The sequence below is a fragment of the Variovorax sp. KBS0712 genome, assembly GCF_006323185.2.
Taxonomy (GTDB): domain Bacteria; phylum Pseudomonadota; class Gammaproteobacteria; order Burkholderiales; family Burkholderiaceae_C; genus Variovorax; species Variovorax boronicumulans.
In genome coordinates this window covers 2,868,760-2,888,904 of record NZ_VCCD02000001.1, presented here as the reverse complement: position 1 = coordinate 2,888,904, position 20,145 = coordinate 2,868,760, and the positions used below count along the sequence as shown (strand labels likewise).

Below are 20,145 nucleotides of genomic sequence, written 5' to 3'. Positions count from 1 at the left end.
GGGCTCAGGCCTTGATGCCGCAGCCGCCCAGGACGAACGCCACCAGTTCCCGCGCGATCGGTTCGCGGTCGATCGGCGCTTCGGGCGGCAGGCCGAGCATCACGCGCGTCTGGATCGCGTAGTCGGCGTAGCTCTGGGTCATGGCCCAGATGTGCATCAGCAGCAGGCGCGCATCGAGCGGGCGCATCTGCCCGCGCGCGATCCAGCCGTTGATGATGTCGACCTTCTTCTGCGTCCACGCCTGCGCGTTGGGCCAGTAGCGGTCGAGGTTGCGTCCGCCGTCGAGCACCTCGCGCGTGAAGATGCGCGAGATCTCCGGGTTGTCGAACGCGTGGTCGAGCTTCTTGCGGATGTAGTCGCCCAGCACCGTGGCCGGGTCGCTGGCGTCCTCGAACGAGAACACCACCTTCCAGGCATGCAGCACCTGCATCAGCAGCTCTTCGTAGAGCTCTTCCTTGCCGGCGATGTAGTAGTGCAGCTGGGGCTTGGTGAGGCCGGCGCGCGCGGCGATGGCCTGGGTGGAGGTGCCCTTCAGGCCGTGCAGGCTGAACTCCGTCACCGCCGCCGTGCGGATGGCCGCCATGATGCGTTCGCGCCCCGGCCTCGCGCGCGACAGCGGGCCGTCGGGGGCGGGCATTTCTTGGGCGATGGCAGGGGGCACAGGGGCGGTGGCGACGGTCATGGGCGTGGGAGGCGCGGCGTGCGCCCGGCCGATGGTAATCCTTGGCCCGTGGCCCTTTCTTGCGATGAGTGCGCCTGCGCCTTTCTCGATGGGCGATGAAAGGTGACAGCGGTCGGCATCGAGGCGTTTCCCTGAGCTACTTTTTTCTTCCCCTTGCCTCTACCAGCGCCGAACCGCTGTCGAAACGTAGTGTGCGCAACGCAGGTGAAGTCAGAGTGAAGTCTGTGCAGGCCTTGCGTGAACGGATCAGAGGCCGTCCAGTTCGCCCTTGACGTGCGTGCGCGTGTCGCCGCCGACCCAGACCTGGCCGGCGTCGTCGCGGGTCAGGTGGATGCGGCCCTGCCGGCCCAGGCGCGTCCCCTGCGCGGCGACATAGTCGTCTTGTGCCACGCCCGTGGCGAAGAGCCACTGCGCGAGCGAGGCATTGAGGCTGCCCGTGACGGGGTCTTCGACGATGGCGCCCAGATGGTCGGTGAAGAAGGCGCGCACTTCGAAGGCCGCATCGCCGCCCTCGGCATGAGGGCCGACCACGCCGACGTCGATGCGGGTGGGCCAGCGTCGGGCCGGATCGAGAGATAGCACCTTGTCTGCCGACGCCAGCCGAATCCCCAACCATCCGGGACCGTTGTCGATCCAGGCCGCGTCCTGGATGTCGTCGGCTTCGATGCCCAGCAGCCGCCGTGCGTCCTCGAGTTCGGCCGGGGTCGGTGCGCCCGAGCGGATCAGCGGTGGCGCGGCGAACGCGAGCCGTCCCTGGTCGCGCCGAATCTGGACCAGCCCCGCGCCGCACTCCTGCGTGATCGCCGTGGCTTGCTGCCTGGGCGCGCCCTGGCCCGAGAGCCAGGCGTGGCAACTGCCGAGCGTGGGGTGCCCTGCAAAGGGCATCTCCCGGTCCAGGGTGAAGATCCTCACGCGGTAGTCCGCCTCCGGGTGCGTGGGGGCGAAGACAAACGCGGTTTCCGAGAGGTTGAACCAGCGCGTCAGCTGCTGCATGTCGTGCGTGGCGAGCGCGTCGGCGCCGGTGACGACCGCCAGCGGATTGCCCGAGAGCGGGCCGGCGCCGAAGACGTCGACCATGTGGACGGTGATGCTCATGCGTTCGGTCTTTCGCTGGGATTCATTGGATTCAGTTCTGCGAGGCCAGCAGCTTGAGCCCCGCGGCCGCGAACACCGCCGAGAGCACGCCTTCGATCCAGCGTCGCAGCCTCGCATACAGCGCGATCATCGACGCGGTCGAAAAGACGATCGCGTAGCCGCCGAACACCATGATGCCGAGACACACGCAGCCGCCCACGATCGCCGGCAACCCGCCGGCGGGCGTGTCCTGGTGCACGCCGAGCGAGATGATCGCGATCCACGACATGATGGCCTTCGGGTTGCCGATGTGCATGAGCACGCCCTGGCGGTAGAGGGTGCGGTAGCGCAATGCGCCGCGTTCCGCGCTGTTCTTCACCGCGTCGGCGCCAAGTCGCATGGCGGACCGGCCCGCGCGAAAAGCCAGGTACAGCAGGTAGAGGCCGCCGGCGATCTTGAGCACGACAAGCGCCTGCGCATACGCGGTCAGGACCGCGGAAACACCGGTCGCCGCCAGGATCGCCCAGAAGAGCGAGCCCGTGACAACGCCGGCCGCAAGCGCGAGCGCAGGGCGACGGCCGTCACGCATCGCGGTGCCCATGATGGCCATGTTGCTCGGCCCCGGGCTGGCGGTGGCGATGAGGTACGTCCCGTAGACGAGTGCGATCTGGCTGACGGCCATGCGGGTGCTCCAAAACCAAGGGTGTCTTCAGCGGCCTTCAGCGCGATGGAGGCCGAGGAGTGAAAGTTACACTATTGGGATATTCAAAAAGTGTCACGTGACACTTTTATTTGCGAGGCCGCGCACGTGCTCCTTCGATCCTCCTGGACGCCCCGTCTGGCAAGCAACGGCACGAATGCCACCGAGCGGGTGGTGCTGGCCCTGGCCGACGACATCGTCGAGGGGCGGCTCGCGGGCGGCGATCGTCTGCCTGCCCATCGGGACCTGGCGAAGACGCTGCAGATCGGCCTGGGCACCGTGACGAAGGCCTATGCCCTCCTGGAGCGCAGGGGCCTCACGCGCAGCGTCAAGGGCCGGGGCACCTTCGTGGCGATCCACCAGGCGCACGGCGACCGGCAGATCGATCTGTCGTCGAATGCGCCGCCGGCCGCGCTTGGTGCGCGCGTGCTGGCGCGCACGCTGGCGGGCATCGCGCGCAAGATTGACGCGGATCACTTCAACCTGTACGCGCCACCCGGCGGGCACCTGGAACATCGCCGCGTTCTCGCCCGCTGGCTCGAGACGATCGGCCTGGTGGTCGACCCGTCGCAGCTGGTCCTGACCAGCAGCGCCCGCCAGGCGCTGTCGCTGGCCTTCGATCTGGTGTGCGGGCGGCAAGGCGTGCTGCTCACCGAACGGATCACCTACCCCGGCGCCCTCGCGCTGGCTCGGCGCAAGGGGTGTCGCATCCAGGGCGTCGAGATGGACGCGGAAGGGATGGTGCCGCAGGCGCTCGCACAGGCGCTCGACGGCGCGGCGCCCGCTGGCAGCGCGGCGGTCTATCTCACCCCGACGCTGCACAACCCGACGACGGCCACGATGAGCGCGAAGCGACGGCGGGCCATCGTGGCGGTGTGCCGCCGCGCGGGCGCCTGGATCATCGAGGACGGCGTGTACGCAGCGGCCTCCGACGGCTTGCCCCAGTTGGCCACATTGGCGCCCGACATCGCGTTGCATGTGAACGGGCTCTCCAAGTCGCTCGGTCCGGGATTGCAGGTCGGCGTGCTGGCACTGCCGCCCGAACTGTGCGGCCCCGCGCAGGACCTTCTGCAGGATGTGCCCATGGCGCCGTCGGCGTTCTCCTGCGCGGTGGTCGATGAATGGCTGGCCACCGGCGTGGTCGCCTCGGTCCAGCGCGATCTGCGCCACGAGGCCCGGCGGCGCTCCAGGCTGGCCGTCTCGCTGCTCGCTGCCAGCGAACTGGTCTGGCATCCCGATGCCTACAACGTCTGGCTGCCGATGCGGCGCGATGTTGCCGAGGGCGTCGTGGCCGCGGCGGCGCAAGCCGGCGTGAAGCTCACCCCGCCGCAGACCCTGATGGCGAACCCGAAGGACCGTGCAAGCGGCCTGCGAATCTGCCTGGGCGGCACCGGCTTCGACGAGCTGACCGGCGCCCTGGCGCTTCTGGCCACCTTGCTGAAGCGAAGCGCCTGACGCGGCGCGGACCTCAGACCACCGGTGCCGGGGCGCCGTCGGTGGGCACGCTGGCGTGCCGGTCGTCGGGCGGCGCGGTCACGATCGAGTCGAGGGCGGGCTCGGCCTTGCGAAGGCGTGCGAGATCGGGCCGCGGCCGGCGCAGCCGCGGATCGGGGGCGAAGGCCTGTTCCATCGCCTGCGCGGCCGACAGCAGCGCGAGGTCGCCGCGAAAGCGCCCCACCACCTGCAGGCCGAAGGGCATGCCGCGCTCGTCGGTGCCGCACGGCAGGCTGATCGCAGGGTGCGTGGTCAGCGTCACCACGTAGGTCAGTGCGAGCCAGCGGTAGTAGTTCTCCTGCGGGCGGCCGTCGATCTGCAGCGCATGCGACTGCGTCCAGGCAAAGGGCGACACCGGCGTCGTGGGCGAGAGCACCAGGTCGTAGTTCTCGAACACCTTCTGAAAGCGCTGGAGGATGCGCGTCTGTTCCGTCTGCGCCCAGGCCGCGTCGGGCAGGCTCATGCGCGCGCCCATCTCGTAGTTGCTGCGCGGGTTCGGGCCCAGGCTCTCGGGGGCGCGTTCGTAGGCTTCGCGCATGCCGGCGACGAAGGCCTCCGCGCGCAGCACGTCGAAGCAGCGGTGCACCTCGCCCAGGTCGAAGCGCACCTCGTCGCAGGCCGCAAAGAGCCCGCGCATGGCGGCCATGCGGTCGTGCATCGTCCGGCGGATCGACGGGTCGACATCGCACAGGCCGAAGTCGGTGGTCCAGGCCACGCGCAGGCGCGACAGGTCCAGCGGCGCCGGCCGCGCGAAGGCGGACGCATCCAGCGGATAGCTCAAGGGATCGCCCGGATGCGGGCCCGCCGTGGCCGCGAGCTGGAGGCAGGCGTCGGCCACATCGCGGCCCATCGGACCGACCACCGAGATCGGCGACCAGCCCAGGCTCTTGCGCACGCTGGGCACGATGCCAGGCGAAGGCCGCAGGCCCACCACGCCGCACTTGGCGGCCGGGATGCGCAGCGAGCCGCCGGTGTCGGAGCCGGTGCACACCGGCAGCATGTCCAGCGCCAGGGCCGCGGCCGAACCGCCCGACGAACCGCCGGCGTTGAGGTTGGGGTCGAAGGGATTGCCCGTGGCCCCCCAGACCGGATTGCGGCTGTTGGCGCCGGCGCCCATCTCGGGCACGTTGGTCTTGCCCACCACGATCGCACCGGCGGCGCGCAGGCGGCGCACCAGCTCGATGTCGTTCGACGGCACGTGGTTGCGCAACGCGGGGGTTCCCATGGTGGACAGCAGGCCCGCCGTCGGCTCAAGGTCCTTCACGCCCAGCGGCAGGCCGTGCAGCAGGCCCAGGGGCTCGCCGCTCTTCACGGCCCGCTCTGCCGCGCGAGCCTCGGCGCGGGCGCGCTCGTAGCAGGTGGCGGTCACGGCGTTGACGAAGGGGTTGAGCTGTTCGATGCGCGCGATGCAGGCTTCGAGCAACTCGACCGGCGAAAGGGCGCGCGTGCCGATCAGCCGTCGCAGTTCCACGGCGGAGAGTTCGACGAGCTCGGAAGAGGAAGAAGAGGAAAGTGGAGTCATGGCTTTCGGAATGTGCCGCACTCAGTCGGCCTGGATGTTGGCGCGCCGGGCGACGGCGCGCATGAGCGGCAGTTCGCGTTCAATCTGCGCGAGCGAGGCGGCGGCGCCAGCGAAGGCCGGCTCCGCGCCCTGGGCCTGCAGGGCCGCCTGGGCCTGGGGCGTGGCGACGATCTTGGCGAGTGTCTTCTCCAGCCGCTCGCGCACCGGCGCAGGGGTGCCCTTGGGCGCGACGACCATGATCCAGGTGTCGGCATCGACCTCGGGGTAGCCCGCCTCGGCGAAGGTCGGGACCTGCGGCAGCTGCGAGGAGCGCTGCCGGGTGGTCACGGCGATCGCCTTGACCTTGCCGCCCTTGAGCTGCGGAATGGCGGCGGTGACGGTGTCCACCGAGAACGGCACCTGGCCGCCGATCAGGTCCGTCATGGCCGGTGCGCTGCCCCGGTAGGGCACGTGCATGATCTTCGCGCCCACCGCCTGCAGGATGATCTCGCCGGTGAAGTGCGAGGACGTGCCCGTGCCGAAGGACGCGTACGAGTACTTGTCGGGCGCCGCGCGCACCGCGCTGGCGAACTCCTTGACGTTGCCGATGGGCACGTTCTTGTTGGCCAGCAGGATCAGCGGAATGCGCGCGACGATCGCGACCGGCTCGAAGCTGCCGAGGGCGTCGTAGGGCAGGTTCGGGCGGATGGCCGGGTTCATCGTGAGGGTCGAGCCCGAGCCGAGCAGCAGCGTGTAGCCGTCGGGCGATGCCTTGGCCACGAACGCGGCGCCGACCGCCGTGCCGGCACCGGGGCGGTTGTCGATGAGCACCGGCTGCCCCAGTTCCTCCGACAGGCGCTGGCCGACCAGGCGTCCCACCGTGTCCGCGCTGCCGCCGGGCGGGTACGGCACCACCAGCGTGACGGGGCGCGTCGGGTAGGCCGGTTGTGCCATCGCGGGCAGGGCCGTGCCGAGGCATGCGGCCAGGCCCGCGAGGACGGCACAGCACCAGCGCCGCTGCGGCGCTTGCGAACAGGGAGCGTTCATTGACAGGTCCTTCAGTAGAGCGAAGAGGAGAGAGGGGGGAGGGGAAATGCTGGGGCACGCCCTGCGGTGTAGCAAGCACAATGATTGGAAGGTTGCGTTGCTGCTGGCGCAACGCAGACCACGCCGATGAAACCTCCCACCTCCAAGCCTTCAGCCCCCGCCCGCACCGGGGCGCGCACCGAACGCCCGATCAACCAGCGCGTGCTCCAGGAGGAGTCGATGCGCTACTTCCTGGAGGTGGCGCGCGTCGGCTCGGTCACCGAGGCGGCCGTGCGGCTGAACGTGGCGCCGTCGGCCGTGAGCCGCCAGATCGGCCGCATCGAGCGCGAGCTCGACACCCTCCTGTTCGAGCGCCGCGCCCGCGGCATGGCGCTCAATTCAGCCGGCGAGCTGCTGGCGGCGCACGCGCGCCGGGCCTGGCTCGACATCGAGCGCGTGACCGACGACATCCTCGCGCTGCGCGGTCTGCGCAAGGGCGAGGTGCGCGTGGCCGCGACCGAGGGCTTCGCCTACGAGTTCCTGCCGGCCCTGGTGGCTGCGTTCCAGGCGCGCTGTCCCGGCATCCGCTTCTCGCTCGACATGTGCGTGCAGCGCGAGGTGGCGCGCCGCGTGCGCGAAGGCCTGGTCGATCTCGGCGTGACGGTGAGCCTGGGCTCGGAGCACGGCCTGGACGTCGAGATCCGGCACCCCTCGCCCGTGTGCGCGGTCATGGCGCCTTCGCATCCGCTGGCCGAGCGGCGGCAGGTGTCGCTGGCGCAGGTGGTCCATTACCCGCTCGCGCTGCCGGCCCCCACGTCGACGCTGCGCCAGCTGCTCAACATCAGCTGCGCCCGTCAGCGCCTGCCGCTCGAGGCGGCATTGACCAGCGACCATCTCTACCCGCTGGTGCACTACGCGGCGCACGGCCAGGCCGTGACCTTCTGCGGCGAACTCGCGCTGCGCCAGCAGCTCGAGAACGGCACGATCGTGGCGCGCGCCTTGCGCGACCGCGAGATGAACGAGCGGCATTTCGAAGTGCAGAGCATGGCGGGGCGGCGCCTGCCCGATGCGGCGCGCGCTTTCGTCGAGCACCTGCGCGAAGTGCTCAGCGCCTGATGCGCGGCGCGGGGCCGAGGCTCAGTCGGCCGTGATGTTGTTCGCCTTCACGACGGCGCCCCACATCTTGTACTGGTCGCGCGTCATCGCGCCGAGCTGCTCGGGCGAGCCGCCACCGGGCTCGTCCCCGCGATCGACGATGCTCTTGACGACGGTCGGCTCCTTCAGTGCCGCGTTCATGGCGCTGTTGGCCTTCTTCACGACCTCGGGGCTCAACCCGGGCGGTCCGTACAGGCCGATGAAGGAGATGATGCTGAAGTCCTTGATGCCGCTTTCCGCGGCGGTGGGCACGTTCGGCAGCATCGGCGAACGCTTGTCGCTGGTCACCAGCAGGGGCCGCAGCTGACCCGACTTCACGAACGGCGCGACGACGGAGGTGGCGTCGAACATGGCGTCGAGGCGGCCGGCCATCAGGTCGACCATTGCCGGGCTGCTGCCCTTGTAGGGAACGTGGTTCATCGCCGGGTTGCCCAGGCGCTCGCGCAGCAGTTCCATGGTGACGTGGATCAGCGAGCCTGCGCCCCCCGTTCCGTAGTCGATGCCCTTGCCGCTCTTGGCACGCGACTTCACCTCTTCGGCGAACTGCGCGTAGGTCTTGATCGGCGACGTGGCGGGCACCACCAGCACCAGCGGCGACTGCAGCATGATGCCGATGGGGGTCATCTTTTGCGGATCGACGATGCCGAGCTTGGTGTACACGTGCGGCATGATCGTCATCGAGCCGTTGCCCACCAGCAGCTTGTGGCCGTCCGGCGGCGCCTTCATCAGTTCGACGGACGCGATGTTGCCGTTCACGCCGGCCTTGTTGTCGATGACCACGGGCTGGCCGAGCGCGCCCTGCATGCCGTTCGTCAGCACGCGGCCGGCGAAGTCGGTCTGCCCGCCGGGCGGGAAGCCGATCAGCAGCGTGACCGATTTGCTGGGCCAGGCCGTCTGCGCCCACGCGGGGCTTGCCCCGAAGGCGCCCAGGCCGAGTGCCGCGGCACCCAGGCAAAGAAGCAGGCGCCGCGGCGCTGCACGAAGGGGCTGGGTGGCTTGGATCATGAAGTCCTCCGATGGGTCGTCTGTGGCACATCGCAGCGCGCCCGCCCGTGGATCGACGCACGGGCCGGGGCGCTGCCCTGCGGGCTCAGTTCACGGCGAAGCAGTACATCAGGCCGGCACTGCCGCTTTGCTTGAGCTGGTCGACGCTGCAGCCCCGCGTGCCGTGCGACGCGTTCCACGAGGCGTTGGCGACCGGGTCGGGGTTGGTGCCCTTCTTGTCGTGGTGGCCGACGATGGCCGAGCCGTCGACGCTGCGCGTCCAATTGCCGCAGGTGGTGTCCTTGCCGGCGGCGGCCGGCGCGAGCGTGCCGTCGGGGCGCGAGCCGGTGAGGATGTCGTGCCGGTTGACCGGGTCGCCGAAGCCCGAGACCACCTCGCCCTTTTCGGTCAGCGAGGTGTCCTTGCCGAGCTTGGCGTTCGCGCTGTGCAGGTCGGCCACGCTGGTGGCCACGACCACGCCCTTGGCGTTGCGCCACGGCCCGGCGCCGATGCGGTCGCGTGCGTTGACGGCCGGCTGGCCGCCCGCTTCGGTGGCGCTCAGGTAGGCACGCCAGGTCTTGCCGCCCGCACCGGCGCTCGCGGCCAGCGCCTGGCACTGGCGGTCAGCGCCGGCCAGGCCGCCGAGGTCGCCGCCCTTGCCGGGATTGGCACTCGTGATGAAGAAGCTCATCGGGTTGGCGTCCTTGCCCGAAGACATGGCGCCGCATGCAGCGAGGAGCGCGACCGCCGAGGCCGCGGCACCCCATGACAGAACGGAACGATGGCGCATGCGAGGTCTCCTTGGAGTGGTTGGAGTTGGCGAGGCTACCCGCTTCGCACACGCAGCGTTCCCCTCGACAACCCGCAGACACGCTGGCCGTGGGCGAGGCGGTCGAGTGGGCGCGGCGCGCGCTCAGGGCGTCAGCGCCGCGGAGCCCGCGATCGCGTTCGCCTCGGCCGCGCAGTCGGCCGCGGGCGGGGCGCTGTCCGGGCGGCTGCGTGCCTGCGCGATCTCGTTCTTCGCCGCGCTCATCTGCGCCGTGAACACCGGGTTGGCATGCAGCCGGCCCACGGTCGCCGCGCCGATCAGGCGTCCCGCTTCGATGTCGCTGCGCCAGTGCACGCCGCAGATGCCGCGGCTTTGCGCGAAGGCGCGGCCCCGCTGCAGCAGCGCATCCGCGCGCTCCGGCGCGAGCTCCGTCAGCACCAGCGCCCAGGCCCAGCCCAGCGCCGAGTGCCCGGAGGGGTAGGAGCCGTCCTTGGCCAGGTGCGCTTCTTCCTTCGGCGTGCAGCTCGCGGCCTTCAGCGCCACGAAGGGCCGCGTGCGCTGGTACTTCTCCTTGGCCTTGTAGGTGGCGCCGCCGGCATCGGCCAGCGTGCGACGCAGCAGCATGTTCAGGTGCGGCGTCTGCTGCTCCGAGATGCGCACGCCCAGCGCGCAGGAGAAGGTGGAGGCCGCCTCCGGAAAGCGCAGGTTGGCGTCGCGCACCGCGAGCGCGCCGCGCGGCGAACCCTGCAGCGCGGTGAGGCTGCGGAACGCGGCGACATCGGCCGCCAGCGCGGCCGAGTTGGCCTCGGGCGGCGGCGGCAGCAGCGCCAGGCTGTCGGGCATCTCGGCCGAGGCCAGGTAGCCCTTGAGATAGCCCGACCCCGGGCGTGTTTCGCCGACGTCGGCGGCCGAGGTGGTCGGCGCGGGCGGCGTGGCGCAACCGCCCGCGAGCAGGGCCGCGATGAGCAGCGGCGACAGGTGTTTCAAAGCCATGGGTACCTCCTTTCGCATGCGCTCAGAACGCGTGGCGGATGCCGAAGTCGTAGCCCATCGACGAGCGCGGCGCCCAGCCCGCGGCCTGCGCGGTGCCGCCCGTGAGGTAGGCGGCCGAACCGCCGGTGATGGCACCCATCACGCCGGGGTTGTTCCAGCCGTCCTTGATGCGGATGCGCGACACCGAGGCGTACAGCGCGGTGCGCTTGGACAGGTTATGCACGTAGCCCAGCGAGATCTGGTTGGCCGTGGTGTCGCGGTTGCCGTTCAGGCCCCACAACAGGCTGTTCAGGTCGGTCGCGGCCGGCGCGCCGTTCTTGTACTTCACCGAGGCGTACGACGCGCGGATGAGGCCCGGGCCCACGGGCACGGTCACGCCCAGCATGTAGCCGTTGTACTTGTCCTTGCGCGTGGTGGTGTTCATGAACGGGACCGCCAGGCCCGGCAGGTTCTGCAGCGTGCCCGTCTCGTTCTTGTCCTGCACGCGCGAGACCTCGGCGAACAGCTTGGCGGGGCCGAAGTTGTACGACGCGCCCAGGTTCAGCGCGTTGATCTTGCGCTCCTGCGTGGCGGTCGCGATGCCCAGCGCGTTGAGCGTGGTGCTGTCGGCGGCCGTGCTCTGGCCGTAGGCGATGGCCATGTCGAGCGGCCCGCTGGCATAGCCCAGGCGGCCGCCCACGTAGCGGCCCTTGGCCGATGGCGTGCCGGGCTGGTCGCTGCGCTTGGTGTTCTCGTGCAGCGTGTACTGCAGCTGGCCGTAGACGCCGCCCAGGTTCGGCGGCAGGAAGTAGCCGATCGAGTTGCCGGTGCGGATGTAGTTGTCGGTCGCGGCCACGACGGAGCCGGGGCCGGCGATGGCGGCGATGCGGCTGTTGATGTTGGCGATGAGGTTGGTGCCCACGCCGTTGGTGCCGAAGGGATCGAAGACGGTGTCGTTCCAGAAGGTCGCGGCGTAGTCGCGGCCCAGGCGCAGTTCGCCGAACGGGCCCGACAGGCTCATCGTCGAGCGGCGGTTGAAGTTGCTGATGCCCTTGGCGCCGTCGTCGTTGGTGATGCCGGACTCCAGCCAGAAGCTCGCCGCCAGGCCGCCCCCCAGGTCTTCCGTGCCGCGAAAGCCGACGCGGCTGCCCGCATAGCCCGAGTTCGACAGCGCGGTCTGGCTCGTCTTCGCACTGCCGCCCGCGGCGTTCGCCGGTGGCAGCGCGAAGGGGTTGGGGCTGTGGTACGTGCTCTTGGACGTGTAGCGGCTGATGCCGACGTCGACGATGCCGAACACCGTGACGGACGATTGCGCCGATGCAGTACCGGCAGTAGCGAGAAGGGCCAGTGCGGCGAGGGAGTGATGTTTCATGGCAGGTCTTGCTTTGCTTGCTTCTTCAGGGATGAACGAGTCCGCTGGTGCGCATCGCTGCGTTCCAGGGCTCGGGTGTTCCGAAGGGCGGATGCCCTTCGGGGACTTCGGGAAAAAGGGGTGCGGCCTCTAGCCGCGCGCGCAGGGCGTGCGGCCGCGCATCACGGCATTCGCATCGCGTCGCGCGAGCCGCGCATGCTGCGCAGGGGTCTCGTCGTTCGCGCATCGCGTCGCATGGGCGACGCAAGAAGCCGGATCAACGAACGCGCCGCGGTGCTGCGAAACAGCGTCAGGCGTGCAGGCAGGGAACGTGCATGTCTCACTTAGGGAGTTCCTCGTTGTTCTTTGATTGGCCAGTCCTATGATAGGAATCGCTGCTCTTCGAATCCGTCAACCAGGCAACAGTTTTTGCTGAGTCATCCCATGGAATACCCGCAATCCGTATCGCAGAGCACAAGGGAAGAGATCGAGCACGGGCTGAGCACGTGCGCGGTGTTTCTCGATTGGCCGAAAGACCGGCTGCGCGAGTTGGCGAACGCCGCGCGCGCCAGGCACTACCGGCGCCGCACGCCGCTCGTGAGCCGCGGCAACCACCAGCGAGAGGTGTTCGTGATCGTGTCGGGCTCGATCGAGATCGCGGCCACCAACGCGGCCGGCGACAAGTACATCCTCTCGGTGCTCGGGGCCGGCCAGATCACGCGCATGGTGCACCTCATCGACGACATGCAGCCCATCTTCGCCTTCGATGCGCGCGCCGATTCGCACATCATCCACATCCCCGGTGCCGCCATGCGGCGCATCCTCGATGCGGAGCCGGTGCTGTGGCGCAGCATCGCCCAGACCATGCTGCGGCGCTATCGCATGAGCGCCGAGATCCTGCAGGACCAGGTGCTGGGCTCGGTGCGCCGGCGCACGGCGATCACGCTGCTCAACATGGTGTATCGCTACGGGGACGCGAGCGGCGCGCCGTGCGACACCGAGCTGCGCGTGTCGCAGACCGACCTGGCGAACATGCTGGGTGTGTCGCGCCAGACCGTCGGCAAGGAGCTGGCGCAGTTCAAGGACGAGGGCGTGCTCGGCTGCAACGAGGGCTACCGCCTGGTCACCGTGGTCGACCTGCCCCGGCTGCACCGCATCGCCGCGGAAGACTGAGCCGAGGCCTCACTCAGCACGGCGCGCAGGCCAGGCGGTAGGCGTGCGGGCTGGTGCCGGTCCAGCGCACGAAGGCATGCCGGAAGTTCGCGGCCTCGCTGTAGCCCAGGCGCTCCGCGATCTCCTCGGTGGTCATGCGGGTCTTGCGCAGGTACTCGATGGCCAGCCGCAGGCGCACCTCGTTGAGGATCGACCGGTACGTGGTGCCATGCGTCGCGAGCCGCCGCCGCAGCGTGCGCGGCTCCAGCGCGAGCGTGCGGGCCATCGACTCGATGCTCGGAAAGCGCCACGGCATCTGCTCCACCAACTTGCGGCGCACCGCCGCGGCGATGCCGCCGGCATGCGCGAGTCCGGCCACGAACTGCTGGCAGCTCTCGCTGGCCATGGCGTGCGTGAGCGGATCGTGCAGGCGCGGCGCGCGCGTGCACCAGGCCTCGTCGAACTGCAGCGCGTTGTCGGGCTGGTCGAACTGCACGGGGCACTCGAACCATGCCTCCCAGACGCCCGCGCCGTGCTCGGGCGCGGGGCAGGCCAGGCGCAGGCCCGTGAAGCCGAAGCCATCGCCGTACAGGTCGCGCGCCAGCGTCAGGTGGGCCGCGAAGGTGAAGGCCAGCGCAAAGCGGTAGAGCGGGTCGCGCGGGTCGGGCGACACCAGCACCTCGAAGCTGCAGGTGCCGGGCGCGCGCGCGGGGTCGTGGTGCATGTCGGCCAGCGGCCCGATGGCGCGGCGGTAGGTGATGGCGAACTCGATCAACGCGCTGAAGGTGGGGCTGCTCTGCAATGCATAGCCCCACATGCCGTAGGCCGTGAGGTGCATGCGTGCGCCGGCGCGCAGCGCCACCGTGGGGTTGCGTGCCAGCGCGAGCGCATTGCGCAGCACGGTGACCGTCTGCGCATACGACACGCGCGTGCCGGGATCGCGCAGCGCGGCTTCGTCGAGCTCGCTGCCGGCCAATGCCTGTGCGGCGGGGATGCCGTCCGAGGCCAGCGTGGCGACGACCGCGGCGATGCGCTGCGGGGTGTACACCCGGGGTTCGAAATCGGGAGGCGGGTGATGCACGGTTCTCGAGAAGCGGCGCAATCAATCCAGCGTGACGCCCGTGGCCCGCGTGAGCTTCAGCGACACGGGCAGGAACGCCTTGTAGGCCGCCGTGGCTTCGGCCGGCGTGTTGCCGATGGGCTCGGCGCCCATGTCCTCGATGCGGCGCTGCACCTCGGGCTGCTTCACCACGGCTGCGACTTCGCGGCTCAGCTTCTCGACGATGGCATCGGGCGTCTTGGCCGGCACCAGCAGCGAGGTCGGCGCCATGAGCATGAACATGTCGTCCTTGTAGCCCTGCTCGGCGAAGGTCGGCACCGTGGGGGCGGCCTTGGCGCGCTGCGCGCCGGGCACGGCGATGGCGCGCAGCTTGCCGGCCGCGACGTAGGGCTGGAAGGTGCTGATGGAGCCCACGGTCATCTGGATCACGCCGCTGAGCAGGTCTACCGCCATCGGGCTCTCACCCTTGTAGGCCACGTGCAGGGTCTGCGTGCCGTAGGTCTTGTCCATGAAGACCTGCATCTGGTGCGGCTGCACGCCGGGGCCCCAGGAGCCCATCGCGTACTTGCCGGGCGCCTTGCGCACGGCCTCGACGAGGCTTTTGAAATCCTGCGCCGGTACCGAGGGGTGCACGACCATGATGGTGCGCGTGCTCGCGATGTCCGACACGTGGCGCAGGTCGGTGCGCGGGTCGTAGGGCAGCTTCTTGTACAGCGCCAGGTTCGCGGCGATCGGGCCCGGCACCGACAGCAGCAGGGTGTAGCCGTCGGGCGCGCTCTTGGCCACGTAGTCGGTGCCGATGATGCCGCCGGCGCCGCTGCGGTTCTCCACCAGCACGGGCTGCTTCAGCCGCTTGGCGAGCCCGTCGCCGACCAGCCGCGCGAGCGCGTCGGCCGAGCCGCCGGCCTGGTACTGGACGATGATGCGGATCGGCTTGCTCGGGTAGTCGGCCTGCGCCAGGGCGGCGCCGGCCGCCAGGTGGAGCCCGACGATGCACAGGCCGGGCGCGCGCAGCGCGCGGAAGCGGGAACGGGTCATGAAGTGAGTGCCTTTCGGGTGGGAGACGATGCAGTCGATACGGTCAGGGCAGGCGCTTCAGCGCGGGCGGTGCCCAGCGCCCGTCGAGCACCGGCGCCTGCGGCACGTACAGGCGCAGGTTCATGCTGAAGGGGCCGGCGGGCGCGGGCAGCCAGTTCGGGGCCTTGGCCGGGCCCGGCGACGCATGCTGGATGTACAGGTCCAGCGAACCGTCGGCGTTGAAGGCGAGCGCGTCGCGGTCGCCGATGGCGTAGCGGTTCAGCGCGTTGTCGACGAAGAACTGGTCGGGGCCGTACAGCGTCAGCGACCAGAACGCATCGGCCGGCGGCAGCTCGTGCGCGTCGAAGTGCAGCACATAGCGCGCAGTGCCCGACAGCGGCTGGCCCTCGCTGTCGCAGACCGAGCGCGGGTACATCGCCTCTTCGCGCGGCAGGGCGCCAAGCCCCGCGTAGGCGACGAAGGCGCGCGCCAGGTAGTCGTTGCCGTAGACGCCCACATTGCTGCCGAGGCTCCAGCCGTTGCGCACCATGCGCATCGCCGGTGCGCGCTCGAGCATGCGCCGGTAGGCATCGGGCGCGGCGCGCGCGAGGGCGCGTTGCACGGCCTCGGGGGCTTCGGCCAGTGCGAAGCCGCGGCCGGGAACCAGGCCGATGCGCGCCATGCGCAGCAGCAGCGCACCGTCGGTGGCATGCGGCGGGTTGCGTCGGAGCAGTTCGGCGAAGAGCGCGAAGAAGGCACCGGCGCCGAGCGCGGCCACCTGCTCGACGGGCGGGCGCATGTCCATCGCTGCATCGACGTGGCCGGCGGGTGGGTCATGGGGCTGGCCCCAGGCCGACAGCGACACGGCCTCGAAGCCGGCCTGCAGCGTGTGCACATGGGCGTAGTCGGCCGCGCCGTTGGTCTGGATGCGCCCGACGATCCAGCCCACGTCCGTGGGGCTCACGATGGCGCGCATGCCCTCGGGCAGCGTGCCTTGCCAGCGCGGGCCGACGAGCGCGAAGTGGCCGCCGCCGTTGCCGTTGGTGCGCGTGCCCAGCGTGGCGAACACGTCGGTCCACAGGTCGTAGAACGGAATGACGTGGTAGCGATCGCCCATGTCCGGCAGCGTCAGCACCAGCGGCTCTTCGCCGACGTCGTACCAGATGTTGGAGTACAGCGTGTCGGCGTTGGGACGCACCACGTCCTTGAAGCCGGCGTCGGGGTAGGTGGGCACGTGCACGAAGCGGTTCATCGGCCCGCGCACGCGCGCGCCGTCGGGCTGCGCGACGTTGGTGGCGACGCGGCGCGTCAGCTCCATCACCACCATCGGATAGGCATAGGTGTAGGCCTCGATGCCGATGGCGTAGGCGTCTGCTTCAGTGATCAACGTGCTCACGACTGGGCCTCCGCATAGCGCAGCCAGACATCGTGGATCTGCCCGTCGAAGCCGAACGGCGCACGGTCGAAGTACTCGGCCGCCACCGGCGAGCCCAGGTCGCAGCCGACGTCGAAGGTCTCGCAGGCCGAGAAGATGGCCGTCACGGTGACGCCAATGTCGCACGCCGCCACCTGCACGCCGTCGACGCGCAGCACGGCGCGCGCGGGCCGCTGGGGCGCCGTGCCGTCGCTCATCGTGAACTCGACGTCGATCGCATGGCGTTCGGCGGCGATGCGCGCGGTCGAGCGTGCCTTGAAGCGGTACATGCCGAGCATGTTGTATTCGTAGGCCAGGTGGCCGTCGTCCAGGTACAGGCAGATGCCGCCGTTGAAGCCGCCCAGCGCGAACAGCACGCCGCTCGCGCGCTCGCCCAGCGTGGCATCGACGGTGGCCGTGTGGCTGCGCGTCTTGATGTTGGGCGCGCAGTTTTCCGGAATGCGCGTGATGTCGCCGCTGAAGTGCCACGAGGTATGCCGGGGCGCGATGCGGTGCTGCGGCTTCAGCGTCAGGTGGTAGATCGCGCCCAGCGGATAGACGTGGTTGATGCCCGCCTGCACGGCGAACATCTCCTTCATCTGCGCCAGCCTGGCCGGCTGCGCCTGCGCCAGGTCGTGCGCTTGCGCGTAGTCCTGCGCGACGTGGTACAGCTCCCAGACGTCGTTGTCCGGGTCCCAGGTGGCCAGCCCGGGCGCGGCGCCCGCGACCCAGGGAATGCGCGGGCCGAACACGCCCGCGGTCCAGCCGTCGTGGTGCACCATGCGGCTGCCCGCCACCTCGAAGTACTGCACGCCCTTGCGGCCCTCGGCCTGCGGATGGGCGAAGGTGTAGGCCATCGAGATGCCGTCCAGCGAATCCTGCCGCACGCCGTTGAGCTCGACCGGCGGCGTGATGCCCAAGATGTCGTAGAGCGTGGGCGCGATGTCGTTGACGTGGTGGAACTGCGAGCGCGGCGTGGTGTCGGGCCGGATGCCGCGCGGCCACGACACGACCAGCGGCGTGCGCGTGCCGCCGAAGTGCGCGGCGATCAGCTTGGTGCTCTGGAACGGCGTGGAGCCGGCCCAGGCCCAGCCCGCGTGGTACATGTTGTCGGTCTTGCGTCCGCCCAGTGCGTCGAGGCCGCCCAGGCCTTCCAGCAGCTCGAGGTGCTGCGAGATTTTTGTGGAGATGCGGTTCTGCGCCAGCAGTTCGACCACGGTGCCGTTCTGTCCTTCGGCGCTGCCGCCGTTGTCGCTGAACACGAAGAACACCAGCGTGTTGTCGCGCAACCCGAGCTGCTCCAGCTCGTCGATGACCTTGCCGATCTGCGCATCGGTGTGCTCCAGGAAGCCGGCGTAGACCTCCATCAGGCGGCGCTGGAACGGGCGCTCGGCCTCGGGAATGCTGTCCCAGCTGGCGAGCGTCTCGGGCCGGGGCGTGAGCTCGGCGGTCTCGGGAATCCAGCCCATCTCCTTCTGGCGCGCGAAGGCGCGTTCGCGGTAGGCGTCCCAGCCGTCGTCGAACTTGCCCTTGTACTTGTCGGTCCATTCCTTGAAGACGTGGTGCGGGCCGTGCACCGCGCCGGGCGCCCAGTACATCAGGAAGGGCTTGTCGGGCGTGATGGCACGGTGGCGGCGCAGCCAGCCGCAGGCCTTGTCGGCCATGTCCTCGCTCAGGTGGTAGCCCTCGTCGCGCGGCGGCTCGATGAGCGTGGTGTTCTCGACCAGGCGCGGCTCGTACTGCGAGCTCTCACCGCCCAGGAAGCCGTAGAAGTGGTTGAAGCCGTGGCCGGTGGGCCAGCGGTCGAAGGGACCCATCTGCGTGGTCAGGTTGGCCGGCGTGTTGTGCCACTTGCCGAACGCGGCCGTGTTGTAGCCCCAGGCCCCGAGCACCTCGGCCATGGTGCCGGCGCTCTTGGGTATGACGCCCACGTAGCCGTCCCAGTCGGTGGCGTATTCGGAGATGTGGCCGTAGCCCACGCGGTGCGCGTTGCGCCCCGTCAGCAGCGACGCGCGCGTGGGCGAGCACACGCCGCAGTTGTGGAAGGCGTTGTAGGTGATGCCGCTGCCGGCCAGCCGCGTCAGCGTGGGCGTGTGGATCTCGCCGCCGAAGGTGTCGGGGTGCGCGAAGCCGGCGTCGTCGAGCATCACGATCAGCACGTTCGGTGCGTCGTCGCGCAGATGCGGCACGGCCTTGCGCCGCTCGTGCGTGGACTCCGACAGCTTGCGCCCCGCGATGCTGGCGCTGGGCGGTGCATCGAAGGGCAGGTGGCTGCCCTGGCCGGGCAGGGTGTTGAAGCCGCCGAGGGTCGCGGACGGGTTGGATTTTTCTTGTGTCATGGGGTCTCCGGGACGCGCGGAGGCAGGGCCCCGGCGTCGTGGTGGATCGGGCGTCAGTCCAGCGTGACGCCGATGGACTTGACCAGGGCGCTCCAGTCCTGCAGGTCCTGGCGCAGGACCTCCTTGAACTGCTCCGGCGTGGGGCGCGGCAGGTCGGTGAAGTTGAGTTCGCGCAGGCGCTGGGTCACGGCCGGGTCCTGCAGGGCGCGGTAGATCTCTTCGTTCAGGCGCTTGACGACGGCGGGCGGCGTCTTGGCCGGCACGAAGAAGCCGTACCAGGTGTAGTTCTTGAACGGGAACCCGGCCTGCGTCATCGTGGGCACGTCGGGCAGCATCGGCAGGCGGTCGGGGCCGCTGTAGGCCAGGGCCTTGACCCGGCCGGCCTTCACCACCTCGATGGTGGAGGAGATGTCGGCGAAGCCGGCGTCCACCTGGCCGCCCATGAGGTCCTGCACGCAGGGGCTGCTGCCCTTGTAGGGCACGTGCAGCAGCGAGATGCCGGCCTGCTTCTTCAGGCTTTCCATCGTGAGATGGCCGCCCGAGCCGTTGCCCCACGAGCAGTAGTTCAGCTTGTCGGGGTGGGCCTTGGCGTGGGCGACGAAGTCCTTGAGCGTGTTCGGCGGCAGGTCCTTGCGCACCAGCAGCAGGTTGCCGCCGCGGCCCACCTGCGCGACGGGCGCGAAGTCCTTGAGCGGCTCGTAGGGCAGCTTCTTGTAGAGCGCCGGGTTGATCACCATCGTGGCGGCGTAGGTGAACAGCACGCGCGTGCCGTCGGCCGGCCCCTTGGCGACGAAGTCGACGCCCAGGATGCCGTTGGCGCCGGCGCGGTTGTCGACGATCACGCTCTGCTTGAAGGCCTTGCCCAGCACGTCGGCGAACAGCCGCGCGATGAGGTCGGTGCCGCCGGCGGGCGGCGTGGGCACGACGATGGTCACCGTCTTGCCCGGGTAGGCGGCGCCGTCCTGCGCCGTGGCCGTGCCGGCGAGAGCGAGAAGGGCCAATGCGGTGAGTGCCGGCCGCAGCAATGTCCTGTTCACGGGAATGTCTCCTTGGGAATGGGTCGCGCAGGCCCCGCGCCTCTGGGCGCGTCCCCCATTGCCATGGGGGGTGGGACTGCGTCTCCATGCTAGGAAACAGCGGCCATCGATTCCGTCAACCAGCCGACAGATTCGCCGACACCGGCTCGGGGAATACCCTCTGGCTCAGCCGGATGCGGGCCGTATGTCGACCGGTGAGGGCGCGTTGTCGTTCCGTGGTCGCGCGCACTCTCGACGGGGCGCTCTCATGCGCCCAGCTTGCGCGCAATCAGGTCCTTCATGATCTCGCTCGTGCCGCCGTAGATGCGCTGCACGCGCGCGTCGGCATGCATGCGTGCGATCGGGTACTCGACCATGTAGCCGCAGTCGCCGAACCGCTGCAGGCATTCGTTCAGGACCTTGTCCTGCTGCGTGTAGG

General features: G+C 69.9%; 17 protein-coding genes and 1 pseudogene. 3 read left to right on the top strand and 15 right to left on the bottom strand.

Features of this window, described 5'->3' with window-relative positions:
- Positions 1-4 precede the first annotated feature (4 nt).
- The 3 genes from FFI97_RS13350 to FFI97_RS13340 all read right to left on the bottom strand — a co-directional run bounded on the left by FFI97_RS13350 (position 5) and on the right by FFI97_RS13340 (position 2,438).
- Positions 5-637 (bottom strand): TetR family transcriptional regulator C-terminal domain-containing protein, encoded by a 633-nt coding sequence (locus FFI97_RS13350; RefSeq protein ID WP_062470962.1) that lies wholly within the window; start codon positions 635-637, stop codon positions 5-7.
- A 291-nt stretch (positions 638-928) separates the two neighbouring features.
- Entirely contained in the window at positions 929-1,777 is an 849-nt protein-coding gene (locus FFI97_RS13345) for a PhzF family phenazine biosynthesis protein (RefSeq protein ID WP_139705172.1), read from the bottom strand.
- Between the two features lie 31 nt (positions 1,778-1,808).
- The gene (locus FFI97_RS13340) at positions 1,809-2,438 is read right to left on the bottom strand and encodes a LysE family translocator (protein ID WP_139705173.1); all 630 of its coding nucleotides are present in this window, start codon (positions 2,436-2,438) and stop codon (positions 1,809-1,811) included.
- Between the two features lie 126 nt (positions 2,439-2,564).
- On the opposite strand from FFI97_RS13340, the gene FFI97_RS13335 reads away from it, so the two are divergent.
- On the top strand, positions 2,565-3,911 hold the full coding sequence (locus FFI97_RS13335) for a PLP-dependent aminotransferase family protein (protein ID WP_139705175.1): 1,347 nt from the start codon (positions 2,565-2,567) through the stop codon (positions 3,909-3,911).
- Between the two features lie 13 nt (positions 3,912-3,924).
- On the opposite strand, the gene FFI97_RS13330 is transcribed toward FFI97_RS13335, so the two are convergent.
- Both FFI97_RS13330 and FFI97_RS13325 read right to left on the bottom strand, forming a co-directional pair.
- Positions 3,925-5,472 (bottom strand): amidase, encoded by a 1,548-nt coding sequence (locus tag FFI97_RS13330; RefSeq protein ID WP_139705177.1) that lies wholly within the window; start codon positions 5,470-5,472, stop codon positions 3,925-3,927.
- Positions 5,473-5,493: 21 nt separating this feature from the next.
- Positions 5,494-6,498 carry a Bug family tripartite tricarboxylate transporter substrate binding protein gene (locus FFI97_RS13325; RefSeq protein ID WP_139705179.1) on the bottom strand — a complete coding sequence of 335 codons (1,005 nt, stop codon included), beginning with the start codon at positions 6,496-6,498 and terminating at the stop codon, positions 5,494-5,496.
- Positions 6,499-6,687: 189 nt separating this feature from the next.
- On the opposite strand from FFI97_RS13325, the gene FFI97_RS13320 reads away from it, so the two are divergent.
- On the top strand, positions 6,688-7,593 hold the full coding sequence (locus FFI97_RS13320) for a LysR family transcriptional regulator (RefSeq protein ID WP_062470965.1): 906 nt from the start codon (positions 6,688-6,690) through the stop codon (positions 7,591-7,593).
- 21 nt (positions 7,594-7,614) lie between these two features.
- On the opposite strand, the gene FFI97_RS13315 is transcribed toward FFI97_RS13320, so the two are convergent.
- The 4 genes from FFI97_RS13315 to FFI97_RS13300 all read right to left on the bottom strand — a co-directional run bounded on the left by FFI97_RS13315 (position 7,615) and on the right by FFI97_RS13300 (position 11,729).
- On the bottom strand, positions 7,615-8,637 hold the full coding sequence (locus FFI97_RS13315) for a Bug family tripartite tricarboxylate transporter substrate binding protein (protein WP_062470813.1): 1,023 nt from the start codon (positions 8,635-8,637) through the stop codon (positions 7,615-7,617).
- A gap of 85 nt (positions 8,638-8,722) precedes the next feature.
- Complete coding sequence (locus tag FFI97_RS13310) at positions 8,723-9,406, bottom strand: hypothetical protein (RefSeq protein ID WP_095744436.1); 684 nt, start codon at positions 9,404-9,406, stop codon at positions 8,723-8,725.
- Between the two features lie 123 nt (positions 9,407-9,529).
- Positions 9,530-10,378 (bottom strand): acid phosphatase, encoded by an 849-nt coding sequence (locus FFI97_RS13305; RefSeq protein ID WP_139705183.1) that lies wholly within the window; start codon positions 10,376-10,378, stop codon positions 9,530-9,532.
- A gap of 22 nt (positions 10,379-10,400) precedes the next feature.
- Positions 10,401-11,729: a porin gene (locus FFI97_RS13300; protein WP_139705185.1), complete on the bottom strand. Its 1,329-nt coding sequence runs from the start codon at positions 11,727-11,729 to the stop codon at positions 10,401-10,403.
- A gap of 423 nt (positions 11,730-12,152) precedes the next feature.
- On the opposite strand from FFI97_RS13300, the gene FFI97_RS13295 reads away from it, so the two are divergent.
- A complete protein-coding gene (locus FFI97_RS13295) occupies positions 12,153-12,881 on the top strand; it encodes a Crp/Fnr family transcriptional regulator (RefSeq protein WP_139705187.1) in 729 nt (242 codons plus the stop codon).
- 13 nt (positions 12,882-12,894) lie between these two features.
- Here the strand turns inward: FFI97_RS13295 and FFI97_RS13290 are convergent, their stop codons facing one another.
- From FFI97_RS13290 to FFI97_RS13265, 6 genes and pseudogenes are all read right to left on the bottom strand, one after another.
- Positions 12,895-13,941: an AraC family transcriptional regulator gene (locus tag FFI97_RS13290; RefSeq protein WP_185993608.1), complete on the bottom strand. Its 1,047-nt coding sequence runs from the start codon at positions 13,939-13,941 to the stop codon at positions 12,895-12,897.
- Positions 13,942-13,962: 21 nt separating this feature from the next.
- Entirely contained in the window at positions 13,963-14,958 is a 996-nt protein-coding gene (locus FFI97_RS13285; RefSeq protein WP_139705191.1) for a Bug family tripartite tricarboxylate transporter substrate binding protein, read from the bottom strand.
- Positions 14,959-15,001: 43 nt separating this feature from the next.
- Positions 15,002-16,333 carry a DUF1254 domain-containing protein gene (locus FFI97_RS13280; RefSeq protein ID WP_260684990.1) on the bottom strand — a complete coding sequence of 444 codons (1,332 nt, stop codon included), beginning with the start codon at positions 16,331-16,333 and terminating at the stop codon, positions 15,002-15,004.
- A complete protein-coding gene (locus tag FFI97_RS13275; RefSeq protein WP_139705194.1) occupies positions 16,330-18,690 on the bottom strand; it encodes an arylsulfatase in 2,361 nt (786 codons plus the stop codon). Before FFI97_RS13275 ends, FFI97_RS13280 begins: the two co-directional genes overlap by 4 nt.
- A 53-nt stretch (positions 18,691-18,743) precedes the next feature.
- Entirely contained in the window at positions 18,744-19,727 is a 984-nt protein-coding gene (locus FFI97_RS13270) for a Bug family tripartite tricarboxylate transporter substrate binding protein (RefSeq protein WP_139705196.1), read from the bottom strand.
- Between the two features lie 245 nt (positions 19,728-19,972).
- Positions 19,973-20,137: pseudogene (locus tag FFI97_RS13265) on the bottom strand (acyl-CoA dehydrogenase family protein); the annotation flags it as partial.
- Between the last annotated feature and the right edge of the window lie 8 nt (positions 20,138-20,145).

What these genes read in the sequence shown, in the direction of transcription:
- FFI97_RS13305 (WP_139705183.1), bottom strand. Translation starts at nt 10,378, where the DNA reads ATGGCTTTGAAACACCTGTCGCCGCTGCTCATCGCGGCCCTGCTCGCG.
- FFI97_RS13325 (WP_139705179.1), bottom strand. Translation starts at nt 6,498, where the DNA reads ATGAACGCTCCCTGTTCGCAAGCGCCGCAGCGGCGCTGGTGCTGTGCC.
- FFI97_RS13345 (WP_139705172.1), bottom strand. Translation starts at nt 1,777, where the DNA reads ATGAGCATCACCGTCCACATGGTCGACGTCTTCGGCGCCGGCCCGCTC.
- FFI97_RS13310 (WP_095744436.1), bottom strand. Translation starts at nt 9,406, where the DNA reads ATGCGCCATCGTTCCGTTCTGTCATGGGGTGCCGCGGCCTCGGCGGTC.
- FFI97_RS13330 (WP_139705177.1), bottom strand. Translation starts at nt 5,472, where the DNA reads ATGACTCCACTTTCCTCTTCTTCCTCTTCCGAGCTCGTCGAACTCTCC.
- FFI97_RS13300 (WP_139705185.1), bottom strand. Translation starts at nt 11,729, where the DNA reads ATGAAACATCACTCCCTCGCCGCACTGGCCCTTCTCGCTACTGCCGGT.
- FFI97_RS13285 (WP_139705191.1), bottom strand. Translation starts at nt 14,958, where the DNA reads ATGACCCGTTCCCGCTTCCGCGCGCTGCGCGCGCCCGGCCTGTGCATC.
- FFI97_RS13295 (WP_139705187.1), top strand. Translation starts at nt 12,153, where the DNA reads ATGGAATACCCGCAATCCGTATCGCAGAGCACAAGGGAAGAGATCGAG.
- FFI97_RS13340 (WP_139705173.1), bottom strand. Translation starts at nt 2,438, where the DNA reads ATGGCCGTCAGCCAGATCGCACTCGTCTACGGGACGTACCTCATCGCC.
- FFI97_RS13350 (WP_062470962.1), bottom strand. Translation starts at nt 637, where the DNA reads ATGCCCGCCCCCGACGGCCCGCTGTCGCGCGCGAGGCCGGGGCGCGAA.
- FFI97_RS13315 (WP_062470813.1), bottom strand. Translation starts at nt 8,637, where the DNA reads ATGATCCAAGCCACCCAGCCCCTTCGTGCAGCGCCGCGGCGCCTGCTT.
- FFI97_RS13275 (WP_139705194.1), bottom strand. Translation starts at nt 18,690, where the DNA reads ATGACACAAGAAAAATCCAACCCGTCCGCGACCCTCGGCGGCTTCAAC.